This is a genomic window from Pseudomonas sp. AP19 (genome assembly GCF_001728855.1).
GTDB lineage: Bacteria > Pseudomonadota > Gammaproteobacteria > Pseudomonadales > Pseudomonadaceae > Aquipseudomonas > Aquipseudomonas fluorescens.
On the sequence record NZ_LXJP01000067.1, the window covers coordinates 1 to 17,799 of the forward strand.

The 17,799-nt window shown below is 55.0% G+C and carries 17 protein-coding genes; 12 read left to right on the forward strand and 5 right to left on the reverse strand.

Annotated elements, in window-relative coordinates:
* Nucleotides 1-156: 156 nt before the first annotated feature.
* The 8 genes from A7D21_RS29580 (at nucleotide 157) to A7D21_RS29610 (ending at nucleotide 8,766) form a co-directional block, all read left to right on the forward strand.
* Nucleotides 157-882, forward strand: coding sequence for a PFL_4669 family integrating conjugative element protein (locus A7D21_RS29580; protein ID WP_008437331.1), 726 nt, complete (start codon nucleotides 157-159; stop codon nucleotides 880-882).
* Between the two features lie 5 nt (nucleotides 883-887).
* Nucleotides 888-1,427, forward strand: coding sequence for a DUF3158 family protein (locus tag A7D21_RS29585; RefSeq protein ID WP_008437334.1), 540 nt, complete (start codon nucleotides 888-890; stop codon nucleotides 1,425-1,427).
* Nucleotides 1,428-1,442: 15 nt separating this feature from the next.
* The gene (locus tag A7D21_RS29590) at nucleotides 1,443-1,907 is read left to right on the forward strand and encodes a single-stranded DNA-binding protein (RefSeq protein WP_008437336.1); all 465 of its coding nucleotides are present in this window, start codon (nucleotides 1,443-1,445) and stop codon (nucleotides 1,905-1,907) included.
* Between the two features lie 110 nt (nucleotides 1,908-2,017).
* A complete protein-coding gene (locus A7D21_RS29595) occupies nucleotides 2,018-2,443 on the forward strand; it encodes a hypothetical protein (protein ID WP_008437339.1) in 426 nt (141 codons plus the stop codon).
* Nucleotides 2,444-2,621: 178 nt separating this feature from the next.
* Nucleotides 2,622-2,819, forward strand: a complete 198-nt coding sequence (locus A7D21_RS34825; protein WP_073845721.1) for a CrpP family ICE-associated protein — start codon at nucleotides 2,622-2,624, stop codon at nucleotides 2,817-2,819.
* A 99-nt stretch (nucleotides 2,820-2,918) separates the two neighbouring features.
* The gene (gene topA / locus A7D21_RS29600; protein WP_008437341.1) at nucleotides 2,919-4,823 is read left to right on the forward strand and encodes a type I DNA topoisomerase; all 1,905 of its coding nucleotides are present in this window, start codon (nucleotides 2,919-2,921) and stop codon (nucleotides 4,821-4,823) included.
* 110 nt (nucleotides 4,824-4,933) lie between these two features.
* Nucleotides 4,934-6,814, forward strand: coding sequence for a hypothetical protein (locus A7D21_RS29605; RefSeq protein ID WP_019818088.1), 1,881 nt, complete (start codon nucleotides 4,934-4,936; stop codon nucleotides 6,812-6,814).
* Nucleotides 6,811-8,766 (forward strand): DEAD/DEAH box helicase, encoded by a 1,956-nt coding sequence (locus tag A7D21_RS29610; protein ID WP_024073377.1) that lies wholly within the window; start codon nucleotides 6,811-6,813, stop codon nucleotides 8,764-8,766. Before A7D21_RS29605 ends, A7D21_RS29610 begins: the two co-directional genes overlap by 4 nt.
* Nucleotides 8,767-9,021: 255 nt before the next feature.
* Here A7D21_RS29610 and A7D21_RS29615 read toward each other — a convergent pair whose 3' ends face one another.
* From A7D21_RS29615 to A7D21_RS29635, 5 genes are read right to left on the reverse strand one after another with little or no spacing between them, the layout of a single operon-like run.
* Nucleotides 9,022-9,570, reverse strand: a complete 549-nt coding sequence (locus A7D21_RS29615; protein WP_008437347.1) for an arsinothricin resistance N-acetyltransferase ArsN1 family B — start codon at nucleotides 9,568-9,570, stop codon at nucleotides 9,022-9,024.
* 19 nt (nucleotides 9,571-9,589) lie between these two features.
* Entirely contained in the window at nucleotides 9,590-10,324 is a 735-nt protein-coding gene (arsH, locus tag A7D21_RS29620; protein WP_008437348.1) for an arsenical resistance protein ArsH, read from the reverse strand.
* On the reverse strand, nucleotides 10,324-10,794 hold the full coding sequence (locus A7D21_RS29625) for an arsenate reductase ArsC (protein ID WP_008437349.1): 471 nt from the start codon (nucleotides 10,792-10,794) through the stop codon (nucleotides 10,324-10,326). Before A7D21_RS29625 ends, arsH begins: the two co-directional genes overlap by 1 nt.
* A gap of 9 nt (nucleotides 10,795-10,803) precedes the next feature.
* Nucleotides 10,804-12,093, reverse strand: a complete 1,290-nt coding sequence (locus A7D21_RS29630; protein WP_008437350.1) for an arsenic transporter — start codon at nucleotides 12,091-12,093, stop codon at nucleotides 10,804-10,806.
* A 22-nt stretch (nucleotides 12,094-12,115) separates the two neighbouring features.
* Nucleotides 12,116-12,466: a metalloregulator ArsR/SmtB family transcription factor gene (locus tag A7D21_RS29635; RefSeq protein WP_008437351.1), complete on the reverse strand. Its 351-nt coding sequence runs from the start codon at nucleotides 12,464-12,466 to the stop codon at nucleotides 12,116-12,118.
* Between the two features lie 456 nt (nucleotides 12,467-12,922).
* Here A7D21_RS29635 and A7D21_RS29640 point away from each other — a divergent pair, with 456 nt between their 5' ends.
* The 4 genes from A7D21_RS29640 to pilP are packed head-to-tail and all read left to right on the forward strand — an operon-like array spanning nucleotide 12,923 to nucleotide 17,791.
* The gene (locus tag A7D21_RS29640) at nucleotides 12,923-14,080 is read left to right on the forward strand and encodes a TcpQ domain-containing protein (protein WP_019818090.1); all 1,158 of its coding nucleotides are present in this window, start codon (nucleotides 12,923-12,925) and stop codon (nucleotides 14,078-14,080) included.
* Complete coding sequence (locus A7D21_RS29645; RefSeq protein ID WP_019818091.1) at nucleotides 14,080-15,894, forward strand: PilN family type IVB pilus formation outer membrane protein; 1,815 nt, start codon at nucleotides 14,080-14,082, stop codon at nucleotides 15,892-15,894. The genes A7D21_RS29640 and A7D21_RS29645 overlap by 1 nt, the downstream gene beginning before the upstream one ends.
* A gap of 3 nt (nucleotides 15,895-15,897) precedes the next feature.
* Entirely contained in the window at nucleotides 15,898-17,229 is a 1,332-nt protein-coding gene (gene pilO2, locus A7D21_RS29650; RefSeq protein WP_024073376.1) for a type 4b pilus protein PilO2, read from the forward strand.
* On the forward strand, nucleotides 17,219-17,791 hold the full coding sequence (pilP, locus tag A7D21_RS29655) for a type IV pilus biogenesis protein PilP (protein WP_008437355.1): 573 nt from the start codon (nucleotides 17,219-17,221) through the stop codon (nucleotides 17,789-17,791). The genes pilO2 and pilP overlap by 11 nt, the downstream gene beginning before the upstream one ends.
* Nucleotides 17,792-17,799 lie beyond the last annotated feature (8 nt).

The window sequence follows — 17,799 nt, forward strand, 5'->3', positions numbered from 1 at the left end:
CGCAAGGGATTCGGTCCGCACCGGCGAGTTTCAGCTCTTCCTATATAGAAGCCTCAACAAATCCCCTTCCATCGGGCTACGTATTTAATGCTGCGTCTCCTATAGCCAAATTGCAGCATGGGTACGTCAATCCTCTTCCCAAGGAAACACTGCACCATGGCTGATAACTTCCGGCTCAACATCGGTTCACTGCGCAGCGATGTGAAGCTCACCCTTCACACTCACCACGCCGCTCGTATATGGATGGGGCGCCCTAAAAATGACCTCAAAGCCGGCATCATTGGTCTGTCAGGGTTCTGCACTGTCGTCAATCGAATGTCTCGAGGCGCCCAACAGGATGATCCCTACTCTGACTGGTGGATGATCCTCCTCGAGGAAAAGATCAACGATTCCAAGGAAGCGTTAAAGACCATCGAAGATCGCCTGGACACAGCCATGGCCTCTCTTCCACCGGCCATCAGCATTAGCGAAAACCTCTCGATCCAGCCTGTCAGCCTCCCGCTGTACATCTCCAATCCCCTGGGATTTCAGGCTGTGTACCTGCTGACGAACTACGACGAAATTGTCAGACGCATTCTGTTGGCCCAGCACGTTGGCCTTGTCGGGCGCCACGATATGGAAACCTGGATCGACGAAGGCGCAGCGGTACTGCGGAGACTGTTTGGTCTGGCCCAGATCTATAAGTACTCAGGCGCTGCCCGCGACGACTTCGCTGCAAACAATGCCAAGGCTGAAGCAGCCCGCAAAATGTACGAGCGGTACGGTGAGCTGCCACAAGACATCCTGGAAGGCACCCGCCGTTCGAATTTCGCGCCACCGATCATCCGCGGTCAGCAGCAAACCGAGACGGATGATCATCTCGATGACCCCGTTGAGGGTTAAAGAGCATGGGCCAGATTCCCTCCAATGATGGGTCGCTGCAACAGACCGCCTTCCGGCCACTGCAACAGGAAGCCTTTCAGCGACTGCAACAGGCTGCCTCACTAAAGGGCCTTTTAAAGCCTTTTAAAGGTAAGGGGGAGCTGACCCAATTTGCCGATCTTTGCCGAGCTCAAGAATCGGACTTAAAAGCTCTTGCCCAGGAAGTGCTGAGCCAGGCCCGCCGATATCCATTCACCCTAGTTCCAGTGCGGTTGACTGAGCAGAACACCCAAGCCGGCACCCAGTTTTTGAGATGGCAGCAGGTGACAGATCGGCGGATGGGCGTAGGGGTTTGGGCAGAAATGATGGGCTCACCCAGAACACCGGAATCCATGCTGCAGGATCTTTACGTGATGGAGCTGCAGCGCATCACCTTGAATATGCAAATGAGTTTGCTGCACTCGATCACCAAACAGGCCGCCGAGTGCGCAGAAAAAATGGGCCAGGCAGAGGCCGTGTATACCGCTCGCCTGCAGCAGCTCAACAACCCAACGCAACACCAATAACCTCGGAGAATACTCATGGGCACGCCCGTACAAGGCTGGGAAGGCAATATCGGTTCTGCACCGGAATTCAAAGAATTCCCCAACGGCAATAAAGACCCACGTCGACTCATGCGAGCCAACGTTTACTTCGACAATTCGATTCCGGATGGCAAAGGCGGCTACGAAGATCGTGGCGGTTTTTGGGCGAATGTGGAGTGGTGGCACAAGGACGCCGAGCATTATTCGCAACTGTTCCAGAAAGGTATGCGAGTGCTGGTTTCCGGTCGCGCCGTTATGGACCGTTGGAAGAACGACGATGGCGAATTCGAAGCTTTGAAAATCCAGGCCAGCCGGGTCGGCATGCTGCCACACCGCGTGACCATGGTGAATCTGGCGCCTTCGCAAAACCAGAATTCGCAACAGTCCAACAGACCCGAATCGCGGCCGCAGCCAGCTCCAGGCCCGGATGAATATCCAGATACCGATCCACCGCAATTCTGAAAACAGGGGCTTAATTTTTCGGCCCATTCGTGTAGCTGTCGGTGTTGGGGGAAACAGCTCATCGTTTCCCCCGACCTCATTAGAGAACCACTACAAATTAGGACGTGCCGATGGATGAAGTTTTGAGGGACCCAACAGGGTACGTTGTCATTGGCGCAGAGCACCCAGCTTTAGGCCGTGTTTACTGGGCTTACTTTGATGAAAGCGAGGTGAATGCTCCGGACTACTACGGGCTCACCCTGGACATAAACCGAGCATCATGGGCTCCAGTTGGGTGGCGAACGGGAGAGTATCTGATGGGGGGCCGTGGAGAGACAGACCTTGATACCTGGCAAGCCCGCCGATTTATCAACACCTTGCTCGATGAATACCGCTTAGATACTGAATACCGCGTCGACTTTGACGACGACGACGAAATGACTGAACACTTATACGGCAAGCTGGAACAACTACGTGTTCAAAGCGGACAATCCACTCAGGACTTCATCGCGTGGATCAGAGTTGCGAACTGGACGGACGAGCCAGCTTCGAATTGACATCAAACCGCCAATTGGTTGGCAAAAAATCGCGCCATTCGTTAACTTTCAGGTTGAGTCACACTTCCATTCGGCTATCTCAAGCACAGAAGTTTAAAACTTCCGTTTTTGATGCAAAAAAATGCGCTATTCGTGATGTTACTGTCTGATAGATCTGTTCTTCGGGGACCGATAGCCAATGGCGCAATCTCGAACTTCTTTGAAACCAGCAGATAGGCGGCAATTCAATAACCCCCATACTGCCGTTCAAATAGCCGGTGCTGACGCCGCCCGAAAAGGGCTACGGGTGTATGACTGCCCTTACCACCATCCTGCGATGCGCGCGTCGTGGCTAAAGGGCTTTGCCCAGGAACAGCAGCTGACGCTGGACCTCTAGCCGCTAAAAGCCTCCCGTTGTGCATTGACCATTTCCCATTGAAGCCTTACCTGCCATGACGTGACAGTCCCGCTCTGCATAATTGAGAAGGGGCACACCGTGAAGCTATTGATCATCGAGGCACCTGGGAAGCTGAAAAAGCTTCAGCCAATGATGAAGAAACTGCGCCCAGGCGAACACTGGTTGGTTGTCGCCAGTGGTGGGCACATACGTGACTTGCCCGCCAGAGGGCAGGACGACAGCATGATCACCACAGGCGTCCGCAAAAATTACACACCGGTGTACGAGATCCTGGATAAGAGCGCCAAGGCCGTGCGGACCATCAAGGCCGCAGCTAAACAGGCCGATGAAATCTACCTCGCAACCGATCCGGATCGCGAAGGTGAAAGCATCAGCTGGCACATCCAGCAGGTACTGGCGGTCAAATCCTACAAACGCATCACCTTCAATGAAATCACCCTGAAGCGTGTCGCAGAGGCTCTAGCCAATCCTCGCCAAATCGATTTGAACAGAGTCGCGTCACAAGAATGCCGGCGTGTACTTGATCGTTTGGTGGGTTACCTGGTGACTCAGGAGCTACGCCGACTGATGGGCAAGCCCACCTCTGCAGGCCGCGTGCAATCGCCTGCCGTATACCTGGTGGTTTTGCGCGAGCGCGAGATCCGCAACTTTCAGGTAATCAACCACTTCGGTGTGCGTCTGAACTTTGTGGATATGAATCAGGGCACCACCTGGTATGCAGACTGGCAACCGGTACCGGATTTCGCGAGCAAAGACTTTCCTTACGTTCAAGATGCCAACCTGGCCCGACTCGTCGCCGGCACACGTAATGTCGTCGTCGAGTCCTGTGAAGACCGCAAGGCCGAGCGCCACCCACCCGCGCCCTTCATCTCTTCCACCCTTCAACAAGCAGCCAGCAACGCCTTGAAATGGGACCCGGACAAGACCATGCAAGTCGCCCAGCGATTGTATGAACAAGGCGTGATCACCTACCACAGGACGGATAATCCCAACGTACCAGACGAGGCCATGGAGGATATTAGAACCGTAGCTAGATCTATCGGATTGAAGACCGTCGACGAGCGACGTACATTCAAGGCCGCCGAAGGCGCGCAGGAAGGCCACCCCGCTATTACCCCGACGCATTGGGCTGATACAAAAGCTGGTGAGAACGACGAGGAACTCGCCCTGTACAAGTTGATTTGGGTCCGGGCGCTGGCCAGCCAGATCGAAGCGGCGGTATTCGACGTGCGTGCTGTAAAACTGCTCGCGGTTGGCCCAAATGGTAAGGCTTTGCGATTCAATGCAACTGGTGAAACCCTTTTTCATCCTGGGTGGCGGAAACTGCTCAAGGGCGATGACACAGACGATGAGGAAGATGGAGCAGCGAGCAACCCAGTTCCTGCACTCACACCAAAACAGATCATCTCTGTGCACAACGGAGAACTGCTGAAGAAGAAAACTCAGCCGCCATCCCGCTACACCAAGGCCAGTCTAATCAAAGAAATGGAGCGCCGCGGTATTGGTCGTCCCAGCACGTTCGCCTCGATCTTGAAGAACATCACCAGCAAAGGAATGATTGAGGAAAAAAGCCGCAAGCTGGTACCGGCGCCGCTGGGGGAGGAAACAATCGCGAAGCTGGAAGGGTTCTACAGTTTCGTGGAGCTCGATTTTACGAGGGAGCTGGAGCGGGATTTGGACAAAGTCGCCCAGGGCCAAGACACCTATGGAGCTGTCGTTGCGCGTCTGCATAGACGCCTGGAAGAGGAACTGTCTCAGCAACGTGGAATGCCGAGTGTGCCGATGGCGTCCGCTCCACGCCCAGCCACAGCAGGTGGCGCTTTCAACTGTCCCAAGTGCAATCAACCCCTCGCAAGGCGACAAAAAAAAGGGGGCGGTGGCTATGACTTTTGGGGTTGCACAGGCTTCAAATCGAATGGATGCAAGGTGAGTTTTCCAAACTTGAATGGCAAACCAGATCTCAATAAACCCAGAGGGGTGTGACTTCTGCCATTGCCGATATAAATCACCGACAACGCCGTTACGCATTAACCCTAGAAGCCCACCATTCCTATACCTGACAGTCCTCTGCGAAATTGCAGAGGAGGTCATGGGTGAGCGTACAGAAGAGACAATCGGTGGTGGGGCTGCGCATCTTAGCGCCGAAGCTGGAGAAGTTCTCAGACCGGCAAATTGAAGTCGCCCAGACCTGGGCTTTACAATTTAACGTACCGCCCTCCCAGCTGACCTCCTTCATCGATACCTATCTGAGTTCCACTGTCCATACTCGTTGCTGGTGCGTAGCCCTGCCCTCTACAGATGATCAAACACGGCGGCTCCTGGCCAGAATCGGCGATCACCTCCAGTACTTCGATGGTCATCAGGTTAAGGCCTGCAAAATCTTCAGCAAGGACCGCGTGCATAAGAGAAAACCCACCGCAATGGTGGCCCAGCAGCTACTGCTCAGGTTTGAAAAACGCTGGTATGCAGACGTCCTACTGACCTCCTTCTGCAAGTCTGCTGGAGAGAGGGCGAAAGCCCTTTCGATTGAAGATCTAGGAAGCTTTAATCGCCGCGGCTTCGATTGGACGGCGAGCAACAATCGGTACTTCAATCCCCGCACCCGATTTTACCTGAAGCAGATTGGCAGCACGCTGAAGCAGTTTTGCCAGTGTCTGGACCAAGAGCTTTTATTCGCCATTCGTTCAGCGCAATGTCCCTCACCCAAGCTCTATAACTGGCTGGCTCAAGGTGACCGAAAACGCCGCCTTCAGGCCCTAAAAGCCCAGCCAGTACTGATTCCACTTCTGGTACTAGCAGATCAATGGCCGTGGCCGTGGGATGGGCAGCAGCAGGTATACATGAACTGCCCATGGGATGAACTTCAGGCGTGGCGCCCATACTGGAGTGAGGACCGTTATTTGATTTCCGCTGAAGAGTGCCTGGTAGGTCGCATAGCCGACGCGGGCCTCCCCCTTTCCGACACACTGGCTTGGCTGCTACAGGCGCCGCGCGCTGCAGTGCGCTACCTGGGTCAACAGCGGGTATTCGATACCGGCAGTGCATTGACCCGTATCAGCCGCGAGGGGCCACAAGGACCCTGGCATCGACTGCTGCTGGGAGCCTCACTGGGCAATCGCCGTCCTCTTAAAAAAGCGCACTGGATCACTCTCTTCGCGCTGCTGGATAAAATCCCGTATCAACTGCTGGATCAAACGCAGGACTGGAACAGGCTGCTGTCAGGGTGTCCAACTGATTGGTCGGACGACAATTGGTCCAAAATCGCCGACGACTTTCGAGACCTGAACGAGCTCTTTAACAACGTTGATGAGAGCGACGGACCAGCTTCTGGTGAAGCACTGCAGAAACTCAAAAGCTTCATTGCTACTGCTTCCTATCACCAGATCGCCAGCTTGGTGAATGGCTTTCACCTCGCGTTGATAGACATCCGTGAGGCTTTAGATGCAGTAGATCCACAAACAAGAACAGACTCTTTAACGCCCTGGAAGCCGCTGCTTTATTCAACCAGCACACCCCTCGTGAGTCCAAATGGGCTGCAAATTATCGAACTGAAGTGCCCCGCCGATCTTGATGCGGAACATCGAGCGCTGGGCCATTGCATTGATGGTTACGACTACAGTGCTTATCGGGGCATCTGCCGTCTTTTTTCGGTTCGCGAAAACGGGAAATCGTTGGCCTCTGCAGAAATCCAAATGGATGAAAGTGCCTGGGGCGAAACGTTAGCAAAATTGACTCCCAAACACCTGGTGACGATACAACTGAGAGGGCTCCGCAATCGCACACCTAAGTCGGGCTCCAGGGTTGACCGGGCCTATCAATGGTTTTGGGCAAAGATCAAATCGGGTGAGCTCGCCATTAACCTGGAATGGCCCGACCAAACACTATCCATGTCGCGCTATACAAATCGAAACCGGAAAAAAATGCATGCCCAGGCCTGTGCGGAATGGATCAACCAACGATTGAGCAGGACATGAGTCGTCCACGTCTGATGAACCGCCGGCAGGACCTGGTCGAAAAAGTCATTTTTGACGGCTATGACTTCGGGGTCTTAATGCAATACGTTGAGGGTGCGAACCGGCTGTTTCTCGAACGTAATGGTTTCTATATTCGGCGTGCCGAGCATCCTCAACATCGCTATTGGCGATTACCAAAAGGCAAGTTGCTGGATGACCTGGATGTGCTCTTCCACCGTTTGATGGAGTTGTCCGAGGACCGTTTCAATGAAAGTTGGGAGACGTTTTCACATAAAATCACAGCCGCACAAAACGACCCAGATCGGCAGGCATTCACGTGGGGGCTGACCTTTCGGATAGCTCCACTCGTTCAGGGCGGGATCCTGCTGTCAGGTGACTACCATCCTGGCGCGGTCGCCGTTTCAAGGCGCATGCACGGCGTGTTTCTCGGGCATTCCAAGTCCTGGCGCATTGACGCTGGTGCGGAAGTGGTGCGAAGCAACTTGATCCTGGAGCTTGGATTGTCGGAGGATCAGTTCGAAATCCTCGACACCGTGCAAGAGCTGCTGACCGACGGATCCGTTGTTCCAGCTGATGAAATCACCCGCATCAGTCTTGGTGGACCGCCACAAGAGCGCGCAGCAAAAGCGGCTGACGATAGCACCTCAACCGATGTGTATTTAGCCGCGGTGCCCTCAATCGAGCGCACCGGGTCCACTACCGAACAGATTAACCAGGCATTGGCTGGTTATTCTTTACTGGACCATCAACCGGCAGGCATCCGGCACTTGCTACAGCGCACAAGCGCCTTGCTTGCGGATGACATGGGGCTTGGTAAAACTCGCCAAGCAATCATTGCCGCTGCAATCCGAGCAGCTAATAGACCCATCTTGGTTATCACCCTGTCGACGTTGATCATCAACTGGCAACGCGAAATCCAGATGGTGTATCCCAAGGCCACTATCGGCCAACAGGTCTTTGATCCCTCTTCGCAATGGATTATCACCAACTACGAACGCCTTGGCGATTTTGTTCTGCATGCAGGACACTTTGAAGTGATGATCATCGACGAGGCGCACCGCCTGAAAGAGCCGACCGCCGCGTGGACACGTCACGGCTTCGACATTGCCGCCAAGATACCCAACCGTTACCTGCTGACGGGTACGCCAGTCCTCAACCGAGAATCTGAGCTGCACACGCTGCTACGGCTATCCGGCCACCCCGTTGGGAAACTGCCCTTGAAAGAATTCTGCGAACAGTTCGCCGGCAGTCAGGATTTCCGCATGAATCTGCGGGGCGCAATCGGCGATTGGATGCTCCGTCGACGCAAGGATGTCTTGCCCGGTCTCAAGGGCAAACAGCGCCAAACTTTACCCATCGAACTCACTGCTGAAGAGCGCAAGCAATACGATCAAATTCGGCTCGAAGACAGGCCTAGCCTCGCCAGGTTGGGATCACTGCGTCAGTTGCTTGAGCAGGTAAAGATTCGTGTCGTAATGGATCTGCTGTGCGAACTGGACGCGGAGGACAAAGTAATCTTGTTCTGTGAGTTCAAGGATACGGTAGGAACACTTCGCACTCGGTGCAAGCAAGCTGAGTACGGGTGCGTCACGGTTGTCGGCAGTGACTCTGTAGGCAAACGGCAGAAGGCGATCGATCAATTCCAAAGTGATCCAGAAACCCGCGTCTTTGCCGCCACTACCTCCGCTGCCGGCACCGGCAACAACCTCACTGCGGCCAACTATGTGATGTTCCTGGGCCTCCCCTGGACGCCTGGACTGCAGGACCAGGCTGAGGACAGGGCCTACCGCAATGGGCAATTGCGCATGGTCGTGGTGAAAATCCCGCTGGTGGAAAACACAATCGACCAGATGCTTTGGCAAATGCTGCAGGATAAGCGTCAGTTGGCAAGTGACCTCATTGAGCCCGACGCGGCCGGCAACGCGAGACAAGCATTGGCGACCAATTTGTAGATCTGCGGTATATCACTGCTTCTTAGTGGCTGAGACCTTGTAAACGTACTTGGAACCATTACTTTTGTTTTCTGGAATCTAATAGGCCTCCCCATCGGCAACAATAGTTTCGTTCGATATCTGCAAACTTCCGAAAGTGGCAAATCTATTTCGATTTTACCCACTTTGCTCGTATTCATTTCGAGGAGTCGAACATAATTGACTTTGTTACGTATTAGAATCTTCCCATCGCTCATAATGGCCGTCGAGACCCATTCAGAAGAGACTGATCTCACTGAAAGGCACGGACAGTTTTGGCGGACTCGTTGAATCCAGCGCGATACGCCAATATCCAACATCATGCCAAGCGCCATGCTTGAATCCTACTTCTGGATACGTACCGATGTGAGCGAAGCCTAGTGCTTCATGCAGCCCCACGCTGCCATCGTTTGGCAGCGCGATCCCGGCAAAGGCTGCGTGAAACCCTTGCCTTTTCAATGTCGGCAGCAACACGCCATACAGTGCCCGGCCGACCCCGCTACGGTGCGCTTCTGGCGATATATAAACGGTGACGTCGACCGACCAGCGATAGGCCTCACGAGCCCGGTGCTGACTGGCATATGCATAGCCGATGAGCTGGCCGTCTCGCTCCGCTACCAGATACGGGTAAGTCGGCAAAGTCGACCCAATCCGCTTGGCCATCTCTTCGACTGTGGGCGGCTCAAGCTCAAACGAAATCGCCGTATGCTCAACCATCGGTGCGTAAATTGCCTGGATGGCTTGAGCGTCCGAAATCTGCGCAATCCTTACTGTGGTGTTGCTCATCCTCTATCCCCTTGGTCGCTCAAATCGATCTTTGATTGACTCGTTTCGAGAGTGCTTCGGCGCTTTCCTTGCGCTCCGAATAGCGGTCTACCAAATACGTTTCCCGGCCCCGAACCATCAGCGTGAACTTCATCAGTTCCTCCATCACGTCCACAACACGGTCGTAGTAGGCGGATGGCTTCATACGCCCTGCGTCGTCGAACTCCAGAAAGGCTTTGGGTACTGACGACTGGTTTGGGATGGTGATCATCCGCATCCAGCGCCCGAGGATCCTAAGCTGGTTTACCGTGTTGAAGGACTGTGATCCACCGCAGACCTGCATGACGGCCAACGTCTTGCCCTGGCTGGGGCGGACAGCGCCCAACGTGAGAGGTATCCAGTCTATTTGGGCTTTGAATACAGCAGACATTGCACCGTGACGCTCTGGCGAACACCACACCTGTCCCTCTGACCACAGAACCAGATCCCGCAGCTCTTTAACCTTTGGATGGTCTTCCGGAGCGTCATCAGGGAGAGGCAGACCCGAGGGATCAAAGATGACGGTCTCGGCTCCCATTAGGGTCAGGATGCGCGCGGCCTCTTGGGTCAGCAGCCTGCTGAAAGAGCGCTCACGGGTTGAGCCATACAGCAACAAGATGCGTGGTTTGTGAGTCGGTTGCTCGTTGCCTTGCAGGCGATCCAGTGTGACGAAGTCGATTAGCGACTGATCCAGATTAGGTAGATCCAGGCTGCTTTCCGAGGAAAATTCGTCCATTACAGTTCACCTATTTGATCTAGCTCGCGCTTCAGTTCCTGCGGTGTGAGCGCCGAATGATCCAAGCTGAAGAATGCCTCGAAACGCTTTTTAATCTGGACGACGGTCGCGTCAAATGCGGCTTGGATGTCGCTGTCTGTGCCTTCTACATCGGAAGGGTCGGCGAGGCCCCAGTGGCTTTTGACAGCAGGCCCGAAATAGACCGGGCAGGGTTCGCCTCCAGCCTTATCACACACGGTGATCACCACATCCGGTGGTGAGTCCGAAAACACCTCTGAGCCTTTGCTGTAGAGATCTGTGGTGTCGATACCAAGCGCTTGCAACGTACTCACGGCGCGTGGATTCAGTTGTCCGCTTGGGAAGCTGCCCGAACTGACGGCGTTAAAACCGCTCGGGGCCAGGTGGTTGAACAACCCCTCCGAGAGAACGCTCCGGCAGCTGTTTGCCGTACACATAAATAGCACTTTCATGGGTTTCTCCTAGACAGGGATGCTCAGCCGCGACGCCAGTGCCACCAGCGTTACCAGCAAGATAGGGAGGGTGAGGATGCTGCCGACTTTGAAGTAGTAACCCCAGGTGATGCGGATATTTTTCTGCGCTAGCACATGCAGCCACAGCAACGTGGCCAGGCTTCCGATGGGCGTGATCTTGGGGCCAAGATCGCAACCGATGACGTTGGCGTAGATCATGGCCTCACGTACCAGTCCTGTAGCGTCGCTGCCCTGAATGGACAGAGCGCCGATAAGCACACTCGGCATGTTGTTCATGATCGAGGACAACAGCGCAGCGGTGATACCGGTGCCCAAGGTAGCGGCCCATAGGCCATGCTCGGCAAATATGTTCAGCAGCCCCGAGAGCGAGTCGGTTAGGCCAGCATTACGCAGGCCATAGACCACCAGATACATGCCCAGCGAAAACACGACAATTTGCCAGGGCGCGTCCTTGATGACCCTTCTCGTGGAGATGATTTGGCCTTTACCTGCGATGACCAGCAGGATCATTGCACACGCAGCAGCAACAGCGCTGATGGGGATACCTAACGGCTCCAGTGCGAACAGACCAACCAGCAGCAGGCCAAGTACCCACCAGCCAGCAATGAAGGTCGCCCGATCTCGAATCACCGACTCCGGGGCCTCAAGCTGATCCGCGTCGTACTGGGCGGGAATGTCCTTGCGATAGAACATCCAGAGCATGAACAGTGTCGCGGCCACGGCCACTAGGTTCACTGGCCACATGACAGAAGCGTATTCACCGAAACCCACGCCAAAAAAGTCTGCCGAAACGATGTTCACCAGGTTGGACACCACCATCGGCAGACTGGCGGTATCAGCGATGAAGCCTGCGGCCATCACGAATGCCAAGGTGGATGCCGGGCTGAAGCGAAGCGCCGTCAGCATCGCGATGACGATTGGGGTCAGAATCAGTGCGGCTCCATCATTGGCGAACAGTGCCGAAACGGCTGCACCGAGCAGGATCATCAGCGCAAACAGACGTCCGCCTTTGCCCCGACCCCAGCGAGCGACATGAAGCGCCGCCCATTTGAAGAATCCCGCTTCATCGAGCAACAAACTGATGATGATCACAGCAATGAAGGTCGCGGTAGCGTTCCAGACGATGTGCCACACAACCGGCACATCCCCTAGACTTACGGCGCCAGTCAGTAGTGCCAGAACGGCACCCGCTGCCGCGCTCCAGCCGACACCTAACCCCTTGGGTTGCCAGATAACAAAGACGAGCGTAACTACGAAAATCGATGCTGCGATGAGCATGAGTATGTTCCAGATCAGGATGTCAGCAGCAGGAGGCTTGGCGCACGGGTCTGTCTTCCATGGAAGCCAGCCGTCCTTGATGGTCGTTAACCCAGGACTGGTGTGCCTGCGTAGTGACGTTCAGAACATCCAGTGCCCACTGTTCAAGCTCGGGATGCAGCCGGTAGTAAACCCACTGACCCTGCCTCCGATCTGCGAGTAACCCGCAAGCACGCAGTTGGGCAAGATGCCTGGAGACCTTCGACTGGTTATCGTCCAGTGCCCAGATTAACTCGCACACGCACAACTCACCCTCAGCCGAAAGCATGAGCATGATCCGGGCGCGAGTTTCATCACCCAAGCACTTGAAGAATGTGTGTGGTGTAAGGCTCATAAGCAATCGCTCTGCATATGTGGATAATCGAATATGCAGATTTAACCACGTTCAGCCTGCTTGCACAAATGCCTGTGGCGGGAGTTAACGATGGGGATCAATGCTCACCGGTCGACCACAGGGTAACGACCAGGAGGGATTAACAATCGCCTCAGCACGCGGACGGAGATTTGATGTTCGAATGGATGTTCGCTGAACGCGATTTTGGATTCATTACTCTAGGCGTAATGGCAGGATAGCTGGTCAGGTCGAATGCAATTGAGTGGTCAGCGTGAATGCAAATGAATGCTCAGCGTGAATGGAAATGGGTGATCAGATACTAGGTAATTTTCCACCTCGGTCGCGTCATCTTTGTATAGCCTATAAATACCTATAGACGTAGTTTTCTATTTCCTACTGCGCAGCTGGTACCAGCCTGTCACCGTTCCCCTATCATTACAGGGGGCCTCTCGGCACATGATCAGGCACGTCACCACGCTCTCGCTTCTAGCGTTAATCGCCAGTTGCACGACCCAAACGGCGCAGACACCCAAGCCCGCTTTCGACAGCAGTCGCAATCCGGACATGTTGACGCCAGACCTCTATCCTGGCGGCGCCGTTCCTGAAAAAGAACCAGTAGTGCGCTATGGCCGCTACACCCTCGTCAGCACGCTGCCAGATTCTGGCCAACGTGACCTGATGGCTCAGATTATCGACATCAGCATTCCAGCCAACATGCACCCAAATGTGCATGAGGCCATGCAGTACGTGGTGGACCGTTCAGGTTATACGCTTTGCTCGGCAGACTCTGGCCACGTCAACATCCTTTACACCCGACCACTCCCAGCAGCCCAATATAAACTTGGCCCTATGACCCTGCGTAACACCCTGCAGGTGCTCGCAGGTCCGGCCTGGCAGGTGAAGGTCGACGAGGTCAACCGTCAGGTGTGCTACGTCCTGCGCCCTGGCTACCAGCTCCCGGACTCTCCACGTCCTGCATCAACTCAGATTGCTCAACTCAACACATCGACAGCTGCACAGCCTATCGCAGCGAAGAGCAATAACAATGATGCGGGCAGCCAAGTAGTAGTCGCCGCCGTTCCCCAAACAGCGCCTTTCACAACAACGGCATCAGCCGCTACCCCTGTGGCGAACGCTGCACCAGCCAAAACCGTGGCCCCTCCTACGGTGATTACCAAGGATGGCTCTACAAAACAAACGTCTGCCTTGCCGACTCAGAGTCCGGCCTCGACTTCGTCCAGCAACCCAGATGCCAAGGCCGCTTCAACTCCGAAACTGGTCACCGCGCCGTCCGCAGTTTCTGCAGCGCCAAAGCCGGTTGCGACGGACATTGCAGCGCCGAAGCCGCTGGCCCAGACATGGACGGCTTCAACTGGCTCAACCCTTCGTCAAACCGTCGAAGGCTGGGCTGAAAAAGCGGGCTGGAAACTGATGTGGCAGGTCGATGATTTGGATTACTCAATTGACGCTCCACTTCGATTTGAGGGCAGTTTCCAAGAAGCCATTGGGTCGATTTTCCCTCTCTACGACTCGGCTCCACGGTCCTTTCTGGTCGATGTGGTCGACAGTAACTCCTCACAGCGGCTGATTTTTATTACAGAGAGGAACAAATGATGACTGCTCGTCTCTGGATCAAAAGCACAGCCTTGTCACTTATCGTCGCACTGGTGAGTTCCTGTTCGCTGCAGCGTGTGAATGAATCGGCCAGCCGAGCTGAAAATGACGCTGCGACAGCCTCTCAATACAGCCGATTTCTGAGAAATCAGCAGCAAGAGTCCGCGCGCGCTACGGTGGTGTTCAGCGACAAACCATGGGTGTCCAAAAAACCGCTGGTCGCCAAGCGTGGTTTACCGCTGACCATGGATTGCGACATCACCTATCGCCCCTCATATAACGTTGGGATCGCTGAGATCGCGCAGTACATCACTAGTGAATGTGGTGTACCGGTCATCGTAGCCCCTGACGCAATCGACCCAAGTGTCCTTTCCAGTTCGACGCAGGGCAACTCAGGACCTGCAGTTCCACCTGGTTTGGGCTCTGCCGACAACCTGACCAACTTCATGCCCGCCGGCGTCATCGGCAATGTTCCGAGCAACGCCCGCTCAATGAATTCGATTGGGCTGACTGCACCCAACACATTCCCCATTAAGTACAGCGGCAAGCTGTCAGGGTTGTTGAATCAAGCGACCTCCCAGTTGGGCTTAGCGTGGAATTATTCCTCCGATGATCGAAGCGTGCATGTCACTTACTTCGACACCAAGACGTTCGACGTCTGGGCATTTGGTGATGACCAGGTCATTGAAAGCACAGTGAAGTCGGGCTTGCTGACCGCTACAGGCAGCGGGAGCAGTTCCGGTGGTGGTGGCGGCGGATCTTCGTCGACAGGTGCATCGGGTGAATCAGGCAGCAACCAGAGCACCACCGTTACCATCAAGACCTCGCTGATCGGAGACATTGAAAAAAACGTCAAGGCGATGCTGAGCCAACAGCCCCAAGGTCGGATGTTCCTCTCGCGTTCCACTGGCACCCTGACGGTAAGTGATCGACCAGAAGTACTCTCAAACGTTGCTAAATACCTGAATTCGATCAACAGCAGTATCACCCGTCAGGTGTTGTTCAACGTCAAAGTTTTCGAGGTAACTCTCACCGACACAGACCAGACCGGCCTGGACTGGACGGCTGTCTATACGTCCTTGAGCAACAAATGGGGCTTTTCGCTGAAGAATGCCACCACCGGCATAAGCACGGGCGCGGTGTCGGGCTCGTTGAGTATTTTGGACACGTCGAAGTCTCCTTGGGCTGGCTCCAACTTAATCATCAAAGCACTTTCCGAACAGGGCCGAATCTCGAACGTTCGCTCGCCGTCGGTCACCACGCTGAATCTGCAGCCGGCACCCATCCAGATCGGCAACGTAAAGAGCTATGTCGCATCAAGCTCGACAACCACTACGGCTTCCGTTGGATCGTCTACTTCGCTCACCCCCGCGACTATCACCAGCGGCTTCAACATGATGTTGCTCCCTCGAATCATCGACCAGGACAACATGTTGCTGATGATCACCCTGAGCATGAGTAGCAAACCGACCTTCACCACTTTTACGAGCAACGGCTCCAGTGTCCAGACAGCGGATTACGACACCAAGAATCTGTCGCCCAAGGTCAAATTGCGCAGCGGTCAAACCCTCGTACTGACTGGTTTTGAGGAGAACAGCGAAAACGCAACCAAGTCTGGCGTAGGGGATCCTGGATTCTTCGGTTTGGGCGGCAGCCGTGTCCGCACCACAGGGCACAGCGTACTCGTAGTGCTGATTACTCCTGTTGTTGATAGCGACACAGGCAGCCCCAGCGCGGTGATTTCACCTGCTGCCAACGAGCCTTGGGGCTCTTGCCCTACCCCACTGCTGCATTGCACAGGTTCCAAGGGGTAAGCCATGGTTGCGGAAACCTCAAAAAATGCACGCTCTGCTCGAGTCCAGGTACTCCAGTATCGTGGAAAATCATTTGTCACCGGTCTGCGCTGGCATCCGCTGGGTAGTGTCACCGGGCACATGAAGGAAGCGCGCCAGTACGGTCGTGAGCACCACCTCGACATTGTCGCCATTAGAAGAACACCAGCCATTATTCAGGCAGGTTTTGTAGCGCGCAGCGAGGAGGTCATCAAAGGGATGTACTCGCTCGCGGCCACCCTGGCTGGACAGCTGGGGGACTCATGGATCGCGGCCTGGAAAACTGAAAGCGAGATTGACCAATATGCCCTCGTTGCTGTGTATCAAGGTGGCGTGATCTCTGGCTGCGACATGATCGGCACTGGTGCTGAGGTCCGCCGCCGAGTCGCGCAACAACGCAGTCGTGGGATCAACTTCGACAACGAGTACCTGCCCCCAGAGTTCGATATGGGCGGTCAACCACTGGACGTGGCAGAGCTGCTTCAGCCGTCGCATCTAAAACGCGAGTACCGGCTACGGCCACTCGTCTTTGGGCTATCCAAACCAGAACTTGTACAGCTGGCGGTTCTTGGCGTGCTGATCGCTGCCGGCATCATCGGATGGGCTCAATGGCAGAACCATCAGGACCAGATAGCCAAAGAGGCGGCTTTCCAGGCTGAACAGCAACGCCTGGCAGAGTTGGCCAGACTGCAAAAAGAATCCGGTATGGAACAGACGCCCCAAGCGCTTGAACACCCTTGGGCCAAACGTCCATCTGTTGCAGATTTCCTGGAGGGTTGCAGCAACGTCATTTATCAGTTGCCTCTGTCCATTCAGGGATGGCAGTTCACGAGTGCCGTCTGCGACGGCGCACAGGTTTTGTCCTCCTATAAGCGCTCGGGCAATAGCACGGCCGACAAACTGATACAGGCGACGCAGGGCCACTTTTCTGATCGGCCGGCCTTCTTTGACGAGGGCAACTCGGCCACGTTGAAATTCGACATCTCTCTACCCGCAGCCGGTGATGAGCCTCTAAAAGACGCCATCGTGATGTTGGCGAACCTGTCGTCTTGGCTGCACAGCTTCACTCAAACCCCAGTGCTGAAAGAAGTGCCGGTCGTTGTGCCCATTCAACCAGCGATACCGGGCCAACCTGCGCCACCGCCGCCCCCACCGCCTCAATGGAAGCAATTCGAGCTGAGCTATGCCACTGGCATTACGCCGCTGGACTCATTATCCGGCGCACCCAGTCAGGGCTTACGGCTGCGCGAAATCACAACCAAATATGAGACCGGCCACCTTGTCTGGTCAGTAATAGGTGACCTATATGCGAAATAAAGCGCTGTGCTTTTTGTGCTCCATCCTTGCGTTAGGGGCACCATCGAGCTGGGCAGATGAGAACACCCTATCTGGGGTGAACGTCGGCGAGCTGGCCCAGATTCAAAGCCAGACGATCTTGTTGAATGCCAAAGCCGAGAAGGCCAAGGCCGAAAGATCGATCAAGGGCGAAGACCAAAGTGCGACGACGCAGCCGTCAACTGTGTTTTTTTCTCAAGGAAACCTCACACAGCCGGCTGCAGCCTCGGCGCACAGCAGTGATACACAGTCTGACTTGCCTGTCGTGAAAGCGGTATTCGGCTCAGCAAAACGGCTGCGTGCGACTCTGCTCTACAGCAGCGGATTTGAAGTAGACGCAGATGCCTCATCTCGGGAGTTACCCGGTGGCTATCGCATGGCCATCCTCTCCGTCGAAAACGTGACCCTCGAGCGTGGCGGTAAGCGCTACCCCCTCGGCTTTTCCAGTACGCCCCCGGCCAGCTTGAGCAACGTTAACAATTCAGCCCCCAGCATTACCCCATCAGCACCTATGCCGCCTGGGCTGATCCCTGGCCAACGTTGATTGAGAAG

Bases quoted from the DNA above. Each gene is read 5' to 3' on its own strand.
- pilP (WP_008437355.1), top strand. From the start codon at position 17,219: ATGCGAAATAAAGCGCTGTGCTTTTTGTGCTCCATCCTTGCGTTAGGG.
- A7D21_RS29585 (WP_008437334.1), top strand. From the start codon at position 888: ATGGGCCAGATTCCCTCCAATGATGGGTCGCTGCAACAGACCGCCTTC.
- A7D21_RS29640 (WP_019818090.1), top strand. From the start codon at position 12,923: ATGATCAGGCACGTCACCACGCTCTCGCTTCTAGCGTTAATCGCCAGT.
- A7D21_RS29610 (WP_024073377.1), top strand. From the start codon at position 6,811: ATGAGTCGTCCACGTCTGATGAACCGCCGGCAGGACCTGGTCGAAAAA.
- A7D21_RS29580 (WP_008437331.1), top strand. From the start codon at position 157: ATGGCTGATAACTTCCGGCTCAACATCGGTTCACTGCGCAGCGATGTG.
- A7D21_RS29590 (WP_008437336.1), top strand. From the start codon at position 1,443: ATGGGCACGCCCGTACAAGGCTGGGAAGGCAATATCGGTTCTGCACCG.
- A7D21_RS29630 (WP_008437350.1), bottom strand. From the start codon at position 12,093: ATGCTCATCGCAGCATCGATTTTCGTAGTTACGCTCGTCTTTGTTATC.
- pilO2 (WP_024073376.1), top strand. From the start codon at position 15,898: ATGGTTGCGGAAACCTCAAAAAATGCACGCTCTGCTCGAGTCCAGGTA.
- A7D21_RS29615 (WP_008437347.1), bottom strand. From the start codon at position 9,570: ATGAGCAACACCACAGTAAGGATTGCGCAGATTTCGGACGCTCAAGCC.
- arsH (WP_008437348.1), bottom strand. From the start codon at position 10,324: ATGGACGAATTTTCCTCGGAAAGCAGCCTGGATCTACCTAATCTGGAT.
- A7D21_RS29635 (WP_008437351.1), bottom strand. From the start codon at position 12,466: ATGAGCCTTACACCACACACATTCTTCAAGTGCTTGGGTGATGAAACT.
- A7D21_RS34825 (WP_073845721.1), top strand. From the start codon at position 2,622: ATGGCGCAATCTCGAACTTCTTTGAAACCAGCAGATAGGCGGCAATTC.
- A7D21_RS29595 (WP_008437339.1), top strand. From the start codon at position 2,018: ATGGATGAAGTTTTGAGGGACCCAACAGGGTACGTTGTCATTGGCGCA.
- A7D21_RS29645 (WP_019818091.1), top strand. From the start codon at position 14,080: ATGACTGCTCGTCTCTGGATCAAAAGCACAGCCTTGTCACTTATCGTC.
- A7D21_RS29625 (WP_008437349.1), bottom strand. From the start codon at position 10,794: ATGAAAGTGCTATTTATGTGTACGGCAAACAGCTGCCGGAGCGTTCTC.